Annotated in this window: 12 protein-coding genes; 9 read left to right on the top strand and 3 right to left on the bottom strand. The window is 72.2% G+C overall.

From position 1 onward, the window contains the following. Positions 1-33 precede the first annotated feature (33 nt). The 3 genes from AB0J12_RS24600 (at position 34) to AB0J12_RS24590 (ending at position 3,927) form a co-directional block, all read left to right on the top strand. Positions 34-1,452 carry an FAD-dependent oxidoreductase gene (locus AB0J12_RS24600; protein ID WP_363266545.1) on the top strand — a complete coding sequence of 473 codons (1,419 nt, stop codon included), beginning with the start codon at positions 34-36 and terminating at the stop codon, positions 1,450-1,452. A gap of 136 nt (positions 1,453-1,588) precedes the next feature. After that, positions 1,589-2,044, top strand: a complete 456-nt coding sequence (locus AB0J12_RS24595) for a hypothetical protein (RefSeq protein ID WP_363266544.1) — start codon at positions 1,589-1,591, stop codon at positions 2,042-2,044. 86 nt (positions 2,045-2,130) lie between these two features. Next, the gene (locus AB0J12_RS24590) at positions 2,131-3,927 is read left to right on the top strand and encodes a glycoside hydrolase family 18 protein (protein ID WP_363266543.1); all 1,797 of its coding nucleotides are present in this window, start codon (positions 2,131-2,133) and stop codon (positions 3,925-3,927) included. Here the strand turns inward: AB0J12_RS24590 and AB0J12_RS24585 are convergent. Continuing rightward, positions 3,866-4,504, bottom strand: a complete 639-nt coding sequence (locus AB0J12_RS24585; protein WP_363266541.1) for a phosphatase PAP2 family protein — start codon at positions 4,502-4,504, stop codon at positions 3,866-3,868. The genes AB0J12_RS24590 and AB0J12_RS24585 overlap by 62 nt on opposite strands. 399 nt (positions 4,505-4,903) lie before the next feature. After that, complete coding sequence (gene gabT / locus AB0J12_RS24580) at positions 4,904-6,238, bottom strand: 4-aminobutyrate--2-oxoglutarate transaminase (protein WP_363266540.1); 1,335 nt, start codon at positions 6,236-6,238, stop codon at positions 4,904-4,906. 239 nt (positions 6,239-6,477) lie between these two features. On the opposite strand from gabT, the gene AB0J12_RS24575 reads away from it, so the two are divergent. The 3 genes from AB0J12_RS24575 (at position 6,478) to AB0J12_RS24565 (ending at position 12,356) form a co-directional block, all read left to right on the top strand. Continuing rightward, positions 6,478-8,943 (top strand): ATP/GTP-binding protein, encoded by a 2,466-nt coding sequence (locus AB0J12_RS24575; protein ID WP_363266539.1) that lies wholly within the window; start codon positions 6,478-6,480, stop codon positions 8,941-8,943. Positions 8,944-9,113: 170 nt separating this feature from the next. After that, entirely contained in the window at positions 9,114-10,781 is a 1,668-nt protein-coding gene (locus tag AB0J12_RS24570) for a PucR family transcriptional regulator (protein ID WP_363266538.1), read from the top strand. Positions 10,782-10,910: 129 nt separating this feature from the next. Continuing rightward, a complete protein-coding gene (locus AB0J12_RS24565) occupies positions 10,911-12,356 on the top strand; it encodes an aldehyde dehydrogenase family protein (RefSeq protein ID WP_363266537.1) in 1,446 nt (481 codons plus the stop codon). Between the two features lie 70 nt (positions 12,357-12,426). On the opposite strand, the gene AB0J12_RS24560 is transcribed toward AB0J12_RS24565, so the two are convergent. Then, entirely contained in the window at positions 12,427-15,246 is a 2,820-nt protein-coding gene (locus AB0J12_RS24560) for a glycoside hydrolase family 3 C-terminal domain-containing protein (RefSeq protein ID WP_363266536.1), read from the bottom strand. Between the two features lie 209 nt (positions 15,247-15,455). Between AB0J12_RS24560 and AB0J12_RS24555 the strand changes: the two genes are divergently transcribed. The 3 genes from AB0J12_RS24555 to AB0J12_RS24545 are packed head-to-tail and all read left to right on the top strand — an operon-like array spanning position 15,456 to position 19,155. Beyond that, a complete protein-coding gene (locus AB0J12_RS24555; protein WP_363266535.1) occupies positions 15,456-17,147 on the top strand; it encodes an extracellular solute-binding protein in 1,692 nt (563 codons plus the stop codon). A 29-nt stretch (positions 17,148-17,176) separates the two neighbouring features. After that, positions 17,177-18,211, top strand: a complete 1,035-nt coding sequence (locus tag AB0J12_RS24550) for an ABC transporter permease subunit (protein WP_363266534.1) — start codon at positions 17,177-17,179, stop codon at positions 18,209-18,211. Further along, on the top strand, positions 18,208-19,155 hold the full coding sequence (locus AB0J12_RS24545) for a carbohydrate ABC transporter permease (RefSeq protein WP_363266533.1): 948 nt from the start codon (positions 18,208-18,210) through the stop codon (positions 19,153-19,155). Before AB0J12_RS24550 ends, AB0J12_RS24545 begins: the two co-directional genes overlap by 4 nt. The last annotated feature ends 99 nt before the right edge of the window (positions 19,156-19,254 follow it).

The raw sequence follows: 19,254 nt of genomic DNA, 5'->3' as shown, positions 1-19,254 counted from the left end.
CCTTTCCGTAAAACCCTGTAGGGAGTTGAAATCATGGCCCCGAGCGCCATGAGCCGTTGGACAGAGTCTCTTTCCGAAGCGCAGCCGGTCCCGTACTGGCTGGACGACCCCGGCAGGCCGCGTCCCGAGCCCGCGCTGACCACCGCCGAGACCTGCGACCTGCTGGTCGTCGGCGGCGGGTACAGCGGACTGTGGACCGCGCTGATCGCCAAGGAGCGCGACCCGCAGCGGGACGTGGTCCTGCTCGAAGGCCGTGAGGTGGGCTGGGCCGCCTCCGGCCGCAACGGCGGTTTCTGCGCCGCGTCCCTGACCCATGGCCTGCCCAACGGGCTGACCCGCTGGCCGGACGAGATCCAGACACTGGAGGAGTTGGGCCGGCGCAACCTCGACGAGATCGAGCAGGCCATCGCCCGCTACTCCATCGACTGCGACTTCGAGCGCTCCGGTGAGATCGACGTGGCGACCGAGCCGTACCAGGCGCGGGAACTGCGCGAGTGGTACGACGAACTGGAGGCGAAGGGTCTCGCCGAGGGCATCGAGTTCCTCGACGCCGACGCGGTGCGCGCGCAGGTGAACTCCCCGACCTTCGAGGCGGGCCTGTGGGACCGCCGGGGCGTGGCGATGCTGAACCCGGCCAAGCTGGCCTGGGGCCTCAAGCGCTCCTGCATCGACCTCGGCGTCCGCGTCTACGAGCACACCCCCGCGCTCACGCTGAAGACGTACGGCGCCGGCATGGCCGTACGCACGCCGTACGGCCAGGTCCGCGCCCGGCAGGTGGCGCTGGGCACGAACATCTTCCCCAGCCTGGTCAAGCGGGTGCGGTCCTACACCGTCCCCGTGTACGACTACGCGCTGATGACCGAGCCGCTGACGGCCGGGCAGCTGAAGTCGATCGGCTGGGAGAACCGGCAGGGCCTCGGCGACTCGGCGAACCAGTTCCACTACTTCCGGCTGTCCGCCGACAACCGGATCCTGTGGGGCGGCTACGACGCGATCTACCCCTACGGCGGCCGGGTGCGGGCCGAGTACGACGACCGCCCGGAGACCTACGCCAAGCTCGCCGGGCACTTCTTCACCTGTTTCCCGCAGCTGGAGGGCGTGCGCTTCACGCACGCGTGGGGCGGCGCGATCGACACCTGCTCGCGCTTCTCGGCGTTCTTCGGCACCGCCCACCAGGGCCGGGTGGCGTACGCGGCCGGCTACACGGGCCTCGGCGTCGGCGCGACGCGCTTCGGCGCGGACGTGATGCTGGACCTGCTGGCGGGGGAGCGCACCGAGCGCACGGCGCTGGAGATGGTCCGCAAGAAGCCGCTGCCGTTCCCGCCGGAGCCGTTCGCCTGGACCGGCATCGCCCTCACCAAGTGGTCCCTGGCCCGCGCGGACGCCCACGGCGGCCGCCGCAACCTGTGGCTGCGCACGATGGACAAGCTGGGGCTCGGCTTCGACAGCTGACCCTGTCGCATGACCCGGATCACCCCAACGGGTTGCCGCAACCCGCGTAATGCTCCCCGGAAGACCTCCCTCTCGTTCGTGACGTCCGCGACGCGCACCGCGCCGCGGCAGGTGCACGAGACAGGGAGGTCTTCTCATGGCAGCGGCGAAGACGGCGGTGGAGTGGCTGGCATCGGTGGCGCCGGATCCCGAGGCCTGCCGCTGGGAGTGGGAGCGCAATCCCCTCGGGGTCACGCTGCTGCCCGCCGGCCGGGCCTGGGACGTGCTGATCCTGCCGGGCGACCTCGGCTACCCGACGCTCGACGTCCTCACCCGCATCCTCGACCGGCCCGGGCCCGTCCTCGTCGACTTCGGCGACCACCGCATGGGGTTCTTCGTGCCGCCCGGGACCGCCGCGCGCTGGATCGGCACCGGCATCCGCAGCGCCGGGTCCGGCACCTGGATCGTGGTGCCCCACCCGGGCCGGTCCACCGGCGCGGTGCGCTGGCTGCTCCAGCCGGACGGCTCCGGCACGCTGACCGACCCGGCGCTGCTGGAACTGGCGATGCACGAGGCGGCGGCGGGCCTGGCGGCCGGGGGCGAGCAGGGGTGATCCGCCGAAAGCCTTGACAACGCGATTGGTCTGGACCAAGTTGGGCGCGCTCCACCCCTCCACTTCCCCCATGCCCGGAGGCACTTGTGGACCGCACCAGACCCCTGGCCGTCCTGATCACGGCCGCCGTCCTGGCCGTCCCCGGCATCACCGCGCTCTCGTCGGCCGCCCGCGCGGCCGACGCGAACCTCGCGGTGAACGGCGGCTTCGAGTCCGGCCTCGACGGCTGGACCTGCCCCACTGGACAGACCGTCACCTCACCGGTGCACAGCGGCAGTCACGCGCTGCAGGCCACCCCGGCCGGTAACGACAACGCCCAGTGCGCCCAGACGGTGGCCGTGCAGCCGAACGCGCAGTACACGCTGACCGGTTACGTCCGCGGCTCCTACGTCTACCTCGGCGCGAGCGGCACCGGCACCACCGACGTCTCCACCTGGACCCAGTCCGCCCCCGACTGGCAGCAGCTCACCACCACCTTCCGCACCGGCGCCGCCACGACCGCGGTCACGATCTACACCCACGGCTGGTACGGCACCGGCGCCTACCAGGCCGACGACCTCACCCTCACCGGCCCCGGCGGCACGACCGGACAGCCGCCCGCCGCTCCGGCCGCCCCGGCGATCGGCACCGTCACCTCCACCACCGTCGCCCTGTCCTGGCCGGCGGTGCCGGGCGCCACGGGATACGCCGTCTACCGCGACGGCGCGAAGGACCGGACGGTGACCGGCACGACGGCCACCGTGACGGGCCTGGCGCCGTCGACGCCGTACTCCTTCCAGGTCACCGCGGTCAACAGCGCCGGTGAGTCCGCGAAGTCGGCGGCCGTGACGGCGACGACCGGGGCGATGACGGGCGGCGGCAGCGGCGATCTCCCCGCGCACGCCCTGGTCGGCTACCTCCACGCGAGCTTCGCCAACGGCGCCGGCTACACCCGCCTCGCCGACGTCCCCGACAGCTGGGACGTCATCGACCTGGCCTTCGGCGAGCCCACCTCGGTCACCTCCGGGGACATCCGCTTCACCCGCTGCCCGCTCACCGAGTGCCCGAACGCCGAGTCCGACGCCGACTTCAAGGCGGCGATCAAGGCCAAGCAGGCGGCCGGCAAGAAGGTCCTGATCTCCATCGGCGGCCAGAACGGCCAGGTCCAGCTGACGACGACGGCGGCCCGCGACACCTTCGTCGCCTCCGTCTCCAAAATCATCGACGAGTACGGCCTCGACGGCCTCGATGTCGACTTCGAAGGCCACTCCCTGTCCCTGAACGCCGACGACACCGACTTCCGGAACCCCAAAACCCCGGTGATCGTCAACCTGATCTCCGCGCTGAAGACCCTGAAGGCGAAGTACGGCGCCAAGTTCGTGCTGACGATGGCCCCCGAGACCTTCTTCGTGCAGAACGGCTACCAGTACTACGGCACCGGCAAGTGGGGCGGCCAGGACCCGCGCTGCGGGGCGTATCTGCCGGTGATCCACGCCCTGCGCGACGACCTGACCCTGCTGCACGTCCAGGACTACAACTCGGGCCCGATCATGGGCCTGGACAACCAGTACCACTCCATGGGCGGCGCCGACTTCCACATCGCGATGACCGACATGCTCCTCACCGGCTTCCCCGTCGCCGGTGACCCCGCCCGCGTCTTCCCGCCCCTGCGCCCCGACCAGATCGCCATCGGCATGCCGGCCTCCACCAACGCGGGCAACGGCTACGTCACCCCCGCCGAGGTCACCAAGACCCTCGACTGCCTGACGAAGAAGACCAACTGCGGTTCCTACACCCCCCACGGCACCTGGCCGTCGCTGCGCGGCCTGATGACATGGTCGGTCAACTGGGACCGCTACGGCGGCGGGGAGTTCCAGCGGACGTTCGACGGCTACTTCGGCTGATCACCCGCCACAGTGCCGTCAGCAGGACGGTGGCCAGGCACCAGCTGGCCACCACGTCCAGCGGCCAGTGGTAGCCCCTGATCAGAAGTCCGGTGGACACGGCCAGGACGAGGGCCGTGCACGCGGCGACGGTGACGCGGCGGCCGGCGGGGGAGCGGAGCCAGGGCAGCACGAGCAGGGCCGTGGCGCCGTAGGCCACCGCGGCCGTCGCCGTGTGGCCGGACGGGTAGTAGCCGACGGCCGGGGGCATGACCGGGGTGGCGGGGCGGGCGGTCCAGTCCTTCAGGGGGACGACCAGGGCCGGGACCAGCGCCATGGTGAGCGCCGCCGCGGCCGGCGGGAGCCACCAGCGGTCCAGGCCGGCCAGCCGGCCGCGCCAGGCGGCGCAGCCCACCGCCAGGGCCAGCACCGGCACCGCGACCTGGACGTCGCCGAGGTCGGAGAGCAGCTCCCAGAAGCGGTCGGGGTGCACGATGTCGCCGCTGAGATGCTCGTCCACCGTGAGCAGCGGGCCGTCGGTGACGACCTGCCAGGTGACGAGGGCGAAGAGCAGGACCGGCAGGAGCAGCAGAAGCATGACGCCCATGATCCGTCAGCGGACGGCGGGCCTGCGAGAAAAGGAGGCCGGCCGCCCCGGAACAGGGGGGGCGTTCCGGGGCGGCCGAACTGACCGGAACGTCGCGCGCCCCGGGGGGTTTGGGGCGGGCGACCGTCCGATCGGTGAGGAGATCCGGAGCCCTGGGGCTCCATCTGTGTGCGCGAGGCACGACCAGGTCGAAGCTGGGGAGGCCTCGGCCTGAGATCACCCACAGTCCCCTGTGGGTGGGGGTGTATCTCTCATCTGGGTAGAACCTACGACAGCCGGTGCGTGGCGAACAGCAGGAACGGCCACCTGCCATCCACCTCGCACACGTTCTTCACACCCTCTGCCGCAGGGCCGCCGGACGTGCGCACGACGTGCGTGCGGACGTCGTACTCAGATGCGGGTGAAGGCCTGCTCGATGATGTCGAGGCCCTCGTTCAGCAGGTCGTCGCCGATGACCAGCGGCGGCAGGAAGCGCAGCACGTTGCCGTAGGTGCCGCAGGTCAGGACCAGCAGGCCCTCCTGGTGGCAGGCCTTGGCCAGGGCGGCGGCCGCCTCGGCGTTCGGCTCCTTGGTGGCGCGGTCCTTGACCAGCTCGATGGCGATCATCGCGCCACGGCCACGGATGTCGCCGATGATCTCGAACTTCTCGGCCATGGCGGTGAGGCGGGACTTCATGATCGCCTCGATGTTCTTGGCCTTGGCGTTGAGGTCGAGTTCCTTCATCGTCTCGATCGCGCCGAGCGCACCGGCGCAGGCCACCGGGTTGCCGCCGTACGTGCCGCCCAGGCCGCCCGCGTGCGCGGCGTCCATGATCTCGGCGCGGCCGGTCACCGCGGCCAGCGGCAGACCGCCGGCGATGCCCTTGGCGGTGGTGATCAGGTCCGGGACGATGCCCTCGTCCTCACAGGCGAACCACTGGCCGGTGCGGCAGAAGCCGGACTGGATCTCGTCGGCGACGAAGACGATGCCGTTGTCGTTGGCGAACTTCACGATCTCCGGCAGGAAGCCCTTGGCGGGCTCGATGAAGCCGCCCTCACCGAGCACCGGCTCGATGATGATCGCGGCCACGTTGTCCGCGCCGACCTGCTTGGTGATCTGATCGATGGCCTGCTTGGCGGCCTCGGGACCGCAGTTGTCCGCACCGGTGGGCCAGCGGTAGCCGTAGGCGACCGGGACGCGGTAGACCTCGGGGGCGAACGGGCCGAAGCCGTGCTTGTACGGCATGTTCTTCGCCGTCAGCGCCATGGTGAGGTTGGTGCGGCCGTGGTAGCCGTGGTCGAAGACGACGACGGCCTGACGCTTGGTGTACGCGCGGGCGATCTTGACGGCGTTCTCGACGGCCTCGGCGCCGGAGTTGAACAGCGCCGACTTCTTCGCGTGGTCACCAGGCGTGAGCTCGGCCAGCGCCTCGGCGACGGCCACGTAGCCCTCGTACGGGGTGACCATGAAACAGGTGTGGGTGAAGTCGGCGAGCTGCGCGGAGGCGCGGCGGACCACGGCCTCGGCGGAGGCGCCGACGGAGGTCACGGCGATGCCGGAGCCGAAGTCGATCAGGCTGTTGCCGTCGACGTCCTCGATGACGCCGCCGCCGGCGCGCGTGACGAACACCGGCAGCGTGGAGCCCACGCCCTGCGCGACCGCGGCGAGACGGCGGGCCTGAAGCTCCTGCGACTTCGGGCCGGGGATGGCGGTGACGACGCGGCGCTCCTGCGGAAGTGCGGTCATGCGGGGCTCCTGGGGGTCTTGCGGATGCTTGCCTTCTTTTCTCGCAGGCTAAGACGGGAAAGGAGGGGCGGGCATGCTCCATGTGGGCGTTGTCGGGGGTGCCCGTTGTCCGCGATGGATATACAGGTGAGGGCGGCCGGCGATGCGGGACCGGCCGCGCACTCGGTGAACTCCCTTGGCGGGGGCGTTAGATTGGCTCGCTAGTGGTCGACGGAACGGCTGGTCAGGGGGCAGGGGCGATGGAGAGCGACGGAACGCACGAGGCGCGGGACGCCGGGCCGGGTGCTCAGCCGGGCGCCCGGCCAGGCACCCACGCGAACCCGGTGCCGCGCCCGGCGGGGCCGCCGCAGGTGCCGGGGGCCGCTGGGCCCTCCGGGGCCGCCGGGGTGCCACCACGGCCGGCACACGCGCCGGGGCAGGCCCCGGTGCCCGGGCAGGTACCGGGGCAGACCCCCGCGTCCCCCGTCGCCGAGTGGCTGGACGCGCCGCGCCCGGACGCCGAGCCCGGGATCTGGCGGCTCGGCTACCGCCGCCCCGACCCCGGCACCGGCCGCGAGCGGCTCGCCCCCGTCACCCTCGTCGGCATGGCCGTCCCGCTGGTCATCGGGCTGCTGCTGTGGTCCCTGTGGCGGCACGGCAGCGTCCCCTACCAGTGGAGCCTGCTGCGCCTGGTCACCCCCGACGACTGGTGGTGGGGAGGCACCTTCGCCTCCCCCAAGGGCTGGCAGGGCGCCGAGGCCACCGTCGTCTACGGCGGCGTCTTCTTCGGCGTGCTCGTCTACGCCATGGGCCGGCTCGGCAGCTGGCCCGGTGTCGTCCGGCACATCGTGGCCCGCCGCCCGCAGCCCGCCCGCGCCCTGCTCGCGCTGCTGTTCGCCCTGGTCGCCCTGAGCTTCGTCTTCCCCAGCGCCTTCCCCGGCGTCGGCTGGGACGCGCTGCCCGTCGTAGGGCCGGTGTTCTCCCTGGTCGCGCTGGTCACCGGCGGCTACGACGTCTTCACCTCGCCCTGGGTCACCGACCTGCTCTACGCCGTCGTCACCGCGCTCGTGGTGGCGCCCTTCGCCCGCCTCGGCGCCTGGCTGCCCTACGCCAGGGAACGGCTCGGCGCCCGCCGCGAGGCGCAGACCACCGCCGTACCCGACAAGCCCGTGCCGCCCACCCAGTGGCCCGCCCTGCGCGAGGCCGGCCGGCACCAGGCCGCCGATCTGCTCACCGCCGACGTGCTCGCCGGGCGGATGAACGACGTCGACTGTGCCCGGCTGGAACACGCCTGGCGGCGGGCGCGCGGCCGGGGCCGCCTCGCCGAGTTCACCGACGCCGTCCTGCGCCACGGCTCCGCCGCGCTCACCCACCCCTCCGGCGCCCGCGACCTGCCCGCCCGCACCGCCCGGCACGACCTGCGCGCCGGGCAGGTGCGCATCGGCCGCTGGGTCGCGGGGGAGCGCACCCCGCTCGCGTACGGCGACGCCGGCGCCGCCCTGGACCCGGCCGCCCTCGGCACCTCCCTGCTGGTCGTCGGCCCCTCCGGCGCCGGCAAGACCCGGCAGGTGATCGCCCCCCTCGTCGAGTCCCTCGCCCTGCAGGCGCTGACCGGGCAGTGCGCCGTCGTCGCGGTGGGCGCCGGATGCGGACCCGACGCCTCCTTCGACGTGGTGGTCCGCATCGGCGACCCCGCCTCCGTGCACGACCTCGACCCCTACGCCGGCGCCACCGACCCCGACGAGGCCGCGTCCCTGCTCGCCGAGGCGCTCGCCGGCGACCTCGACTCCGTCGGAGCCCAGCGCGCCGCGACCGCGCTGGCCCAGCTGCTCGGCCCCTACCGGGCCGCCTACGGCGCCTTCCCCACCCTGCCCGTGCTGCGCGAACTGCTCGCCGGTGAGAGCGCGCCGCTCACCGAGCTGCGCGCGGCCCTCGCCGAGGAACGGCACGCGGTGATGCGGCGCGAGCTGGACGCCCGGGCCCGCCAGTCCGGCACCCCCGGTGACCCCGGGCTCGCGCTCGCCGACCGGCTCGCCCTGCTGGACCGGCCGGTGTTCGCGGAGTTCTTCGGCGCGGGCGACGACACGATCCGGCCGTTCTCGCTGCGCTCCCTCGCCCACCACCCGCTGCGCCTGCGCATCGACCTGCCCGAGCACGGCCACGAGGAGGCCGCCCGGCTGCTGACCCGGCTGGTCCTCGCGCAGTTCGCCGCCGTCGCCCGGGTCAGCGGCCGCGACCACTTCGCCTGCCTCGTCGTCGACGACGCCACCGGAGCCGTCACCGCCGAGTCCGTCCGCCGCATCCAGCGGCTGCGCTCGCAGAACGCCGGCGTGGTCCTCGCGCTGCGCACCGTCGCCGACGTGCCCGAGGCGCTGCACGGGCCGCTGTACGCCGCCGTCGGGTGCCGTATGGCCCTGTCGGGGGTCAGCACCTGGGACGGCAGCCGGTTCGCCGGGGCCTGGGGCACCGAGTGGGTGGAGACCCGGGACGTCGCCCAGCACACCGTCTTCGCCGACCAGCCCATGACCCGCGCCCTGCACGCGCTGCGCAAACTGGTCACCGGCAAGGCCGTCACCACGGAGGCGGTCACCGTCCGGCAGGTCGAGCGGGAGCGGTGGTCCGCGTCCGAGCTGGCGCACTCGGTGCCGCCGGGGCACGCAGTGCTCTCGCTGACCACGGTGACCGGCGAGCACGCCCCGCCGCTGCTGGTGGACCTGCGCGGCTGACATCGCTCACGGCTGACCTCACCGCTGACCGGAACTCCGGGACGGCGGCGCGCGGCGACCGTACGGTGAGGCAGAATCGACATAGGTCGTTCATACGTGGCGGCCAAAGGATCACAGCGATCACAGCGCTCCCACGACATCCGCAGACCTGCCGCAGACCTGAAGGCCCCATGCCCCTGACGCTCGCCTCCCTCGTCCACCACTCGGCGCTCAAGCTGACCGTGCGGGCGGGCGAGGACCGCCTGGACGTGCCCGTGCGCTGGGCGCACGTCAGCGAGCTCGCCGACCCCGTCCCGTACATGGACGGCGGGGAGCTGCTGCTGATCACCGCGCTGAAGCTGGACGCCGAGGACCCGGAGGCGATGCGGCGGTACGTGCGGCGGCTGGCCGGCGCGGGCGTGGTCGGCATCGGCTTCGCCGTCGGCGTCAACTACGAGGAGACCCCGAAGGCCCTGGTCGACGCCTGCGCCGACGAGGGCCTGCCGCTGCTGGAGGTGCCGCGCCGCACGCCCTTCCTGGCGATCAGCAAGGCCGTGTCCGCCGCGATCGCCGCCGAGCAGTACCGGGCCGTCACCGCCGGCTTCGCCGCCCAGCGCGAGCTGACGAAGCAGGCCCTGAACTCCGGCCCCGAGGGGCTGCTCGCCGCGCTCGCCGCGCAGGTCGACGGCTGGGCGGCGCTGTACGACGCCTCCGGTGCCGTCGTCGCCACCGCGCCCGACTGGGCCGTACGCCGGGCGGCCCGGCTCACCCCCGACGTGGAGCGGCTGCGCGAGCGGCCCGCCCCCGCCTCCTCCGTGGTCGGCGGCCCGGACCACGAGGACCGCGTCGAACTGCACTCCATCGGCACCGGCCGCCGCCCCCGCGCCGCCCTCGCCGTCGGCACCGCCGCCACCCTCGGCACCGCCGAGCGCTACGCCGTGCACTCCGCGATCGCGCTGCTCACCCTCACCACCGAGCGCTCCCGCTCGCTGCACGCCGCCGAGCAGCGGGTCGGCACCGCCGTGCTGCGCATGCTGCTCGCCGGGGAGCCCGACCACGCGCGGGCCGTCGCCGGGGATCTGTACGGGACGCTGCTGGACGCGCCGTTCCGGGTGATCGTCGCCGAGTCGGCGTCCGCCTCCGCCGCCCGGGCCCATGCCGACGCCCACGCGCACGTGACGGCGACGAAACCGGCCCCCGCCGGGCCCGCGGCCGCCGTCGACTCCTCGGGCGACCCGCTCGGCGGCCTCGCCGAGACCGTCGAGGCGGCCGCCGCCCGCGCCGGTGAGGCCGTGCTCGTCGTCCCCGACGGGGAGCGGCTCGTGGTGCTCGCCACCGACGGCGGCGCGGCCGTCGGCGCCTGCACCGCGTACGCGGCGGCCCTGGAGGCGGGACGCACCACGGAGCCGCACGAGCAGGCCGGCGGCGAGGACGACGAACTGATCGTGGGCCTGTCCGCGCCGTCCGGGCCGATCGCGGCCGCCGCCGCGTACAAGCAGGCCGAACAGGCGCTGTCGGTGGCCCGCCGGCGCGGCAGGGTGTGCGTCGAGCACGAGCATCTGGCGTCCGGGTCGGTGCTGCCGCTGCTCGCCGACGACGCGGTCAAGGCGTTCGCCGACGGCCTGCTGCGGGCGCTGCACGAGCACGACGCGACGGGCCGCGGCGACCTGGTGGCCTCCCTGCGCGCCTGGCTGTCCCGGCACGGACAGTGGGACGCGGCCGCCGCCGACCTGGGCGTGCACCGGCACACCCTGCGCTACCGGATGCGCCGCGTGGAGGAGATCCTCGGCCGCTCCCTGGACGACCCGGACGTCCGTATGGAGCTGTGGCTGGCGCTGAAGGCGACATCGGCCGAATAGTCGTACGCCAAAGCGGCGTACGCGCGCCGCCGACTGCTACGGGTCGGACAAACGACCCCTGCCCGCCCCGGCCCTACCGTGGTCTCGAAAGCACGCTCACCCCCTACGCGGAAGGGCCGGGACTCGCACATGACTTCCACCCACGCCTTCTGGCTCGCCGGCCGCCAGGCCACCGGCGACGACACCTTCGACGTCACCTCCCCGTGGGACGGCCGGCTCGTCGGCACGGTCGCCGTGCCCACCGAGGCGCAGGTCGAGGAGGCCGTGGCCGCCGCGTACGCCGTGCGGGACGAGTTCGCCGCCACCCCGGCGCACGTGCGCGCCGCCGCTCTGGACCACGTCAGCAGGCGGCTCGTCGAGCGCACCGAGGAGATCGCCCAGCTGATCTCCGCCGAGAACGGCAAGCCGATCAAGTGGGCCCGCGGCGAGGTCGGCCGTGCCGTGTCCGTGTTCCGCTTCGCGGCCGAGGAGGCCCGCCGCTTCAACGGCGGCGACGGCCAGCGCCTCGACACCGACGCCGGCGGCCAGGGCCGTCTGGCGATCACCCGCCGCTTCCCGAAGGGCGTCGTGCTCGGCATCGCGCCGTTCAACTTCCCGCTGAACCTGTGCGCCCACAAGGTCGCCCCCGCGATCGCCGCAGGCGCCCCGATCATCCTGAAGCCGGCCCCCGCCACCCCCCTGTCGGGCCTGATCCTCGGCGAGCTGCTGGCCGAGACGGACCTGCCGGCCGGCTCCTGGTCGATCCTGACGGTCCCGAACGACCGCATGCCCGCCCTGGTCAAGGACGAGCGCCTGCCGGTCATCTCCTTCACCGGCTCCGACAAGGTCGGCTACGCCATCATGGACTCGGTGCCGCGCAAGCACTGCACCCTGGAGCTGGGCGGCAACGGCGCGGCCGTCGTGCTCGGCGACTGGGCGAGCGACGAGGACCTGGACTGGGCCGCGACCCGCATCGCGACCTTCTCCAACTACCAGGGCGGCCAGTCCTGCATCTCGGTGCAGCGCGTGATCGCCGACGCGTCGGTGTACGACCGCCTGCTGCCGCGCATCGTCGCGGCCGTCGAGGCGCAGGTCACCGGTGACCCGTCCGACGACAAGGTGGACGTCGGCCCGCTGGTCAGCGAGGACGCCGCCAAGCGCGTCGAGTCCTGGGTCGACGAGGCGGTGGCGGCCGGCGCGAAGCTGCTCGCGGGCGGCAATCGCGACGGTGCCTCCTACGCGCCGACCGTCCTCGCCGAGGTCCCGGCCGACGTCACGATCGCCTGCGAGGAGGTCTTCGGGCCGGTCCTCACCGTGCACAAGGTCGACGGCGAGGCCGAGGCGTTCGCCGCGGTCAACAGCTCCAAGTTCGGCCTCCAGGCGGGCATCTTCACGCACGACCTGCAGACCGCCTTCCGCGCCCACCGCGCCCTCGAGGTCGGCGGCGTCGTCATCGGCGACGTCCCCTCCTACCGCGCCGACCAGATGCCGTACGGCGGCGTGAAGCAGTCCGGCGTGGGCCGCGAGGGCGTGCGGTTCGCGATGGACGACTACACCTACGAGCGGGTCCTGGTCCTGACGGGCATCGCCCTCTGACCGACCCCTCCCCAGGCCAACGGCCCGAGCTCACTGTGCGGGAGCTCGGGCCGTTGTCGTACCCGCCCTCTCAGCCGGAGAAGCCGAGGCGCGCGAGCCGTAGCGTGCCGCGCACGGTGACGCGCAGGTCGCGGACGCCCTGGACCACGCACCCCGTGGTGACCCGCGTGTAGGCGTACGGATCACTGCCCTCCGCGGTGAGTACGGCCGGCCCCCGGCCCCCGTCCACCGAGATTTCCAGTGTCCCCTCGCCGGCGACCTCCGCCGTCACCGCCGTCACGCCCCCGCCGAAGTCGCAAGCACGGAACATCAGTTCCGCCGTCCTGCCCGGCGCCGGTGTCACCGCGTCCCCGGAGACCTTCGTCCGGTCGACGATCTCCGCGCTGCTGTGCTCGTCGAAGTCGGCCGCGGCCAGGCCGCGTTCGCGGACCGGGCGGGGGGCCGATGGCTCGCCGTCGAGCTCCAGCGTCGTCCGCAGCCGGATGTCCTCGCTGGAGGCGCCGGCCAGGACCTCGTACGGTCCCGGTTCGCGGCGCCACCGGCCGTGCGCCACGTCCCAGAACGCGAAGGCGGACAACGGGACGGTGAAGCGCACCTTTGCCGTTTCGCCCGGGGCCAGGGGGAGACGGCGGTGCGCCAGCAACTCCCGCCGCGGCCGCGGCACCGACGGCTTCACCGCCCGCGCGTACAACTGGGCCACCTCGTCCGCCGGGCGCGCCGACGTGTTGGTCACCGTGAACGACACGTGCAGGGTGCCGGCCTCGACGCGCGTGCGCAGTTCGTCGTAGGCGAAGGCGGCGTAGGACAGGCCGTGGCCGAAGGGGAACAGCGCGGTGCCCTCGAAGTAGAGGTAGGTCTGGCGGGAGCCGATCACGTCGTAGTCCAGCAGGTCGGGCAGGTCGGCGTCGTCGGCGTACCACGTCTGCGGGAGGCGGCCCGCGGGGGAGACGTCACCGGCCAGGACGCGGGCCAGCGCGGTGCCCGCCGCCTGGCCGCCGTGCGCCGTCCACAGCACCGCCGGCAGCCGCTCCGCGTCCACCGCGTACGGGTACGCCGACACCAGCGCGAGCACCGTGCGCGGATTGGCCTCCCGGGCCGCGCGCAGCAGCCGTTCCTGGTGGGCGGGCAGCCTGAGCGTCGTGCGGTCCTCGGTCTCGCGGCCGTTGATGTGGGGATCGTTGCCGGCCACCAGTACGACCACGTCGGCCCGTGCCGCGGCCCGGGCCACCGCGTCCTCGCCCCGCTCGGTGACGACCACCGTGAAGATCTCCGCGTTCTCCTCGGCAACCTTCACGCCGTCGGCGGCGACCGTGACATGGCGACCCGTCCCCAGGTGACGGAGGAGGTGACCGTCGCCATGCGGTTCCAGGCGGAATGTCTCCTGGACGACCCAGCCGCCGGGCTGGTCGGCGGAGGCGCGGAGGTAGCCGTCCCCGGCGACGGACAGGTAACGGCCGTCGGCCGCGCGCAGCGTCAGCACGCCCTCGCCCCAGTCGACGAGGGCCAGTTCGCTGCCCTCCGGGGACGTGGTCAGGGGCGGCAGGTCGGTTCGGCCGGCCAGCAGCGCCGGGTCCAGCGCACCCTCGGCGCCGCGCGCCTGCTCGGGGGTGTGCCCGGCAGGCGGGATGTGCAGGAACGTACCGGCGCTGGTCTTCAGCAGGACCCGGTCCACGCCCTCCGCGAATTCCACCCGGTCCGCCCCGAACCGCTCGTACAGGCCCTCCAGCGGAGTGGACCGGTGCAGGAGGGTGCCGCTGTACCAGTCGAGCTTGCACTCGTCGGCGAGCAGTCCCACCACCGCGATCCGGGTACCGGCGGCCAGCGGCAGCAGCCCGTCGTTGCGCAGCAGCACGATCGCCTGCTCGGCCGCCTCCCGCGCCAGCTCCCGGTGGACCGGTGTGTCGAAGGCGCCCGCGTCCTCGTACCCGTCGAACTCCCCGAGCCGGAACCGGACCGAGAGCCGGCGGCGGACGGCCGTGTCGATGTCCGCTTCCGTCAGCAGCCCTTGCGCATACGCCTTCTCCACCCGCGCCACGATCTGCGTCGCGTCCGTGCCGTGGTCGGTGAAGCTGTCGACGCCCGCCTTCAGCGCGGCTGCCGTCGCCTCTTCGTGGGTGGCGAAGTAGCGCTCCGAGTCGACCAGGTTGGACGGCGCGCCCGCGTCGGAACAGACCAGCAGTTCCTCGTCCGTCCAGCGCCGCAACTGCTCGTTCAGATACGGCGATACGTGGTTGGGGCGGCCGTTGACCAGGTTGTACGCCGGCATCACCCCGGCCACCGCGCCCGCCTCGACCGTCTCGCGGAAGGCGCGCAGGTCGTATTCGTGCAGCACGCGCGGCCGCACCGAGCTGGAGGTGGTGTCCCGCCGTGTCTCGTTGTTGTGGGCGAGCCAGTGCTTGAGGACGGGCGCGGTGCGCCAGTACACCGAGTGGTCACCGCGCAGGCCGTGGGTGTAGGCGGTGGCGATGGCGGAGGTGAGTTTCGGATCCTCCGAGTAGCCCTCCTCGCCCCGGCCCCACAGCGGGTGGCGCAGCAGATTGACGGTCGGCGCCCAGACGTTGAGGCCGACGCGCTCGTCACGGGCGCGCATCGCCCGTACCTCCTTGGACACCGCCTCGCCGACCCGGCGCACCAGCTCGGGGTTCCAGGTCGCGCCGAGGCCGACGGCCTGCGGGAACACCGTCGCCGGGCCCATCCAGGCCACGCCGTGCAGTGCCTCCTGCCCGGTGCGGAACGCGGTGACGCCGAGGCGCGGCACGGCGGGCGCGAACTGGTGCAGGAAGGAGATCTTCTCGTCGAGGGTGAGGCGGCCCAAAAGGTCCTCGACGCGCTTGCCCATCGGCAGCCGCGGGTCGCGGAAGGGCAGGGCGGGAGTGGTGTCTGCGGTCACGTGAAGTCCCCTTCTTCGAAGCGCTTCGATGCTCATCGGCGGGGTCACCCGCTGTCAAGAGACCGCGACACGACTCTTGTGCGCCCTCGGGCCGTCACTTAACCTCGCTGCAACATCGAAGCGCTTCGACGCCGTGTGGTCCGCTGCGAAGTCCGCTTCCGCCTCAGCCAGTTCAACCGGTTCACGCAGTTCCCTGAAGGGTTGACGCAATGACGCCGAACGCCGCCTCCGCTGCCTCCGGGACCAGCCGGAGAAGCTTCCTCGCCTCCACCGCGGTCGCCACCGCAGCGGTAGCCGGGGGCATGCCGCTCCTCGCCGCCTGCGGCGGTTCGGACAGCGGCTCGCGCGAGGGAACCACGTCGGGCAAGAACGCCGGGAAGATACTTCCGGCGTATGTCGCCGGCAGCGTGGTGGCGCCCGACATCCCCTCCAAGAACGGCTCCGCGATCGGCTTCACCGGCAAGCTCGACCTGGCCGGGCTGAAGACGTCGGTGCCCAAGAAGCTCGGCAAGGGCGGCAAGGTCACCGTCATGTCGCCGTTCTGGGGCTCCCCGCCGAAGAACGACAACGCCTACTACCGGGCGATGAACGACCTGATCGGCGTCGACGTCCGGTGGCAGAACCAGGACGGCAACACCTACGAGCAGAAGCTCGGCGCGGTCCTCGCCTCCAGCGACGTCCCGGACGTGGTCGTCGTCCCCGGCTGGAACATGAACGGCAAGATCCCGAGCGCCGTCATCAGCAAGTTCGCCGACCTCGGCCCTTACCTGTCCGGGGACGCCGTCAAGGACTACCCCAACCTCGCCGCGATCCCCACGGACGCCTGGCAGCGCTCCCTCTTCGGCGGCAAGCTGCGCGCTCTGCCCATGCCCGCCTCCTACGTGCCCAACATCGTTCCTCTCTACCGCAAGGACATCTTCGACAAGGAGGGCTACGAGATCCCGCGCTCGGCGGACGAGTTCCTGGCGCTGGCCAAGGAGATCACCAACGCCAAGGCCAAGCGCTGGGCCTGCCTCGACATGAAGTGGACCGCCTTCCAGGCCTTCGGCGTGCTCTCCGGCGGCGAGAAGCCGCTCGGCTGGAACCTGGTCGACGGCAAGCTGATCAACCGCATCGAGACCGAGGAGTTCCTCGAAGCCCTGGAGTGGACCCGCAAGCTCTTCGCCGCCGGGGTCGTGCACCCCGACGCCCGGCTGGGCAAGAGCCAAGCCACCGACCCGGGACCCAAGTTCGCGGCGGGCGAGTTCCTCGTCTACGCCAACGACATCTCGCAGTGGTGGAGCCGCACCGCCGAACAGGCCAAGCAGAACCCGGACTTCCGGATCTGGGGCATGGACGTCTTCGGCCATGACGGCGGCCGTCCCACCCTGTGGGCCACGCAGCCGGCCAACATCTTCGCCTTCGTCAACAAGAAGGCGTCCGAGTCGGTCGTCCGCGACGTGCTGGCCCTCGCCAACGTCACCGCGGCGCCGTACGGCACCAAGGAGTACATGCTCACCAACTACGGCGTCGAGGGCACCCACTACACGGTGAGGGACGGCACCCCGGTCAAGACCGACCAGGGCAACATCGACGTGATGAACGCCTACGTGATGGTCGCGAGCCCCGCCGCGACCATCGCCCACCCCGACTTCCCCGACGTCGCCAAGGGACAGGTGGAGTGGCAGCAGCGGATGGGCGCCTTCACCAGGAAGTCGTCCTTCTACGGCATGCAGATCACCGAGCCCGGCCGCTACACCAGCCTCGGCAACGACTTCGAGCAGCTGGAGGACGACATCGTCCGCGGCCGCAAGAAGATCGGCGACATGCAGCAGGCCGTCTCCGACTGGAAGAGCAAGGGCGGCGACAGACTGCGCGACTGGTACAAGAAGATCCTCGACGAGAACGGCCCGGCCAACTGACCCGCCGCCTTCAGGCAAGGAGATCGGCCGTGTCCCACAGCACGGTGCCTCGGAGCAGGTCCGAGGCCGACACAACGGCGCACACGTCGGTGACGGCCCGTGGCGCCACCGGGTCCGGGGGCAAGCGCCCCTCGGGAAAGGCGGGATTCGGGGCCAGGTTCCGCCGCGACCGTCTGCTGCTCCTGATGACGCTCCCGGCCCTGGTGCTGGTACTGCTCTTCAACTACGTACCGATCCTCGGCAATGTCGTCGCCTTCCAGGACTACGACCCCTACATCAGCGACAACGGCGTCGTCTCCATCCTCCACAGCCCCTTCGTCGGCCTGGAGAACTTTCAGCGGATCTTCGAGGACCCGGACTTCTGGAGCGCGGTCCGCAACACCCTGGTGCTGTTCGCGCTCCAGCTCGTGCTGTACTTCCCGGTCCCCATCCTGCTCGCGCTGCTCATCAACAGCGTGGTCAGGCCCCGGGTGCGGGCCGTCGCGCAGGCCGTGCTCTACCTGCCGCACTTCTTCTCGTGGGTGCTCGTCATCGCCGTCTTCCAGCAACTGCTGGGCGGCGCGGGGCTGCTGTCCCAGCTGTTGCGCCAACACGGCTACGACGGCCTCGACATCATGAGCGACCCGAGCACGTTCAAGTTCCTCATCACCGCGCAGGGCGTGTGGAAGGACGCCGGCTGGGGGATCATCGTCTTCCTCGCCGCCCTCGCCTCCGTCAGCCCCGATCTGTACGAGGCCGCCGCGATGGACGGCGCCGGCCGCTGGCGCCGCATCTGGCACGTCACGCTGCCCGCGCTGCGCCCGGTGATCGCCCTGCTGCTGGTGCTGCGGGTCGGTGACGCGCTGACCGTCGGCTTCGAGCAGATCCTGCTGCAACGCGATGCGGTCGGACCGGGGGCGTCGGAGGTGCTCGACACCTTCGTGTGGTGGAACGGCGTGCGCAACCAGGACTTCGGCTACGCGGCCGCCGCCGGACTGGTCAAGGGCGTCGTCAGCATCGGCCTGGTCCTCGCCGCGAACAAGGTGGCCCATCTCATGGGCGAGCAGGGGGTGTACAAGAAATGACCGCCGTCCTCGACGACCCCGGGTCCCGGCCGGTGGACCGGAAGCGCCGGTGGGCCGCGCCGCCCCGTCCGGTGTGGGAGGAGACCCCGACCCGGGCCGGACTCGCCGGCAAGGGCCTGGTGCTCTCCCTCGCCTGCCTGGGCGTCCTCTTCCCGTTGTGGATCGTCGTCGTCACCAGCCTGTCCTCCCGGCAGACCATCGACGAGGCCGGCGGCCTGGTCATGATCCCCAGGAGCGTCACCTTCGTCGCCTACCGGGAACTGCTCAGCGGCGGCCAGGTCACCCGGGCCGCGGTCATCAGCGTCCTGGTCACCCTCGTCGGCACGCTGCTCTCGATGACCGTGTCCGTGCTGTGCGCCTACGGCCTGTCCCGCAGCGGGTCGCTCGGCCACCGCTGGGTGCTGATGGTGCTGATGGCCACCATGTTCTTCAGCGCCGGCCTGATCCCCACCTACCTGCTGGTGCAGACGCTCGGCCTGACCGACACCTACCTCGCGCTGATCCTGCCGAGCGCGGTGAGCGTGTTCAACATCCTGGTGCTGCGCGGCTTCTTCATGGGCATCTCGCCGGAACTCATCGACAGCGCACGGATCGACGGGGCCGGTGACGTCCGCATCCTGTGGCAGATCGTCATGCCCCTGTCCCGCGCGGTCCTCGCGGTGATCACGCTGTTCTACGCCGTGGGCTACTGGAGCGCCTGGTTCAACGCCTCGCTGTACCTGAACGACCAGGACATGATGCCGCTGCAGAACGTCATGATCCAGCTGGTGCAGAAACAGGAGGCACCGGTCGGGCTGGGCCAGGCCATCAAGACGGGCGAGCTGTCCGGGCTCGCGGTGCAGATGGCGGTCATGGTCATGGCGCTGCTCCCGGTGGCCGTTCTCTCGCCCTTCGTCCAGAAGCACTTCAAGAAGGGCATGCTCACGGGCGCGGTCAAGGGCTGACCCCGAGACCCGCGCCCCCCCGGATCCGCCGCGGCCGACCTGAGCCAGCCCCGCGGTCGGCCGCGGCGACCCACGCCCCGTCCCTCCAGAGCCGCACCG

This window comes from Streptomyces sp. NPDC049915 (genome assembly GCF_040656475.1).
Lineage (GTDB): Bacteria > Actinomycetota > Actinomycetes > Streptomycetales > Streptomycetaceae > Streptomyces.
Note: the sequence above shows the minus strand (reverse complement) of the source record. Positions and strands in the feature narration are given on the sequence as shown.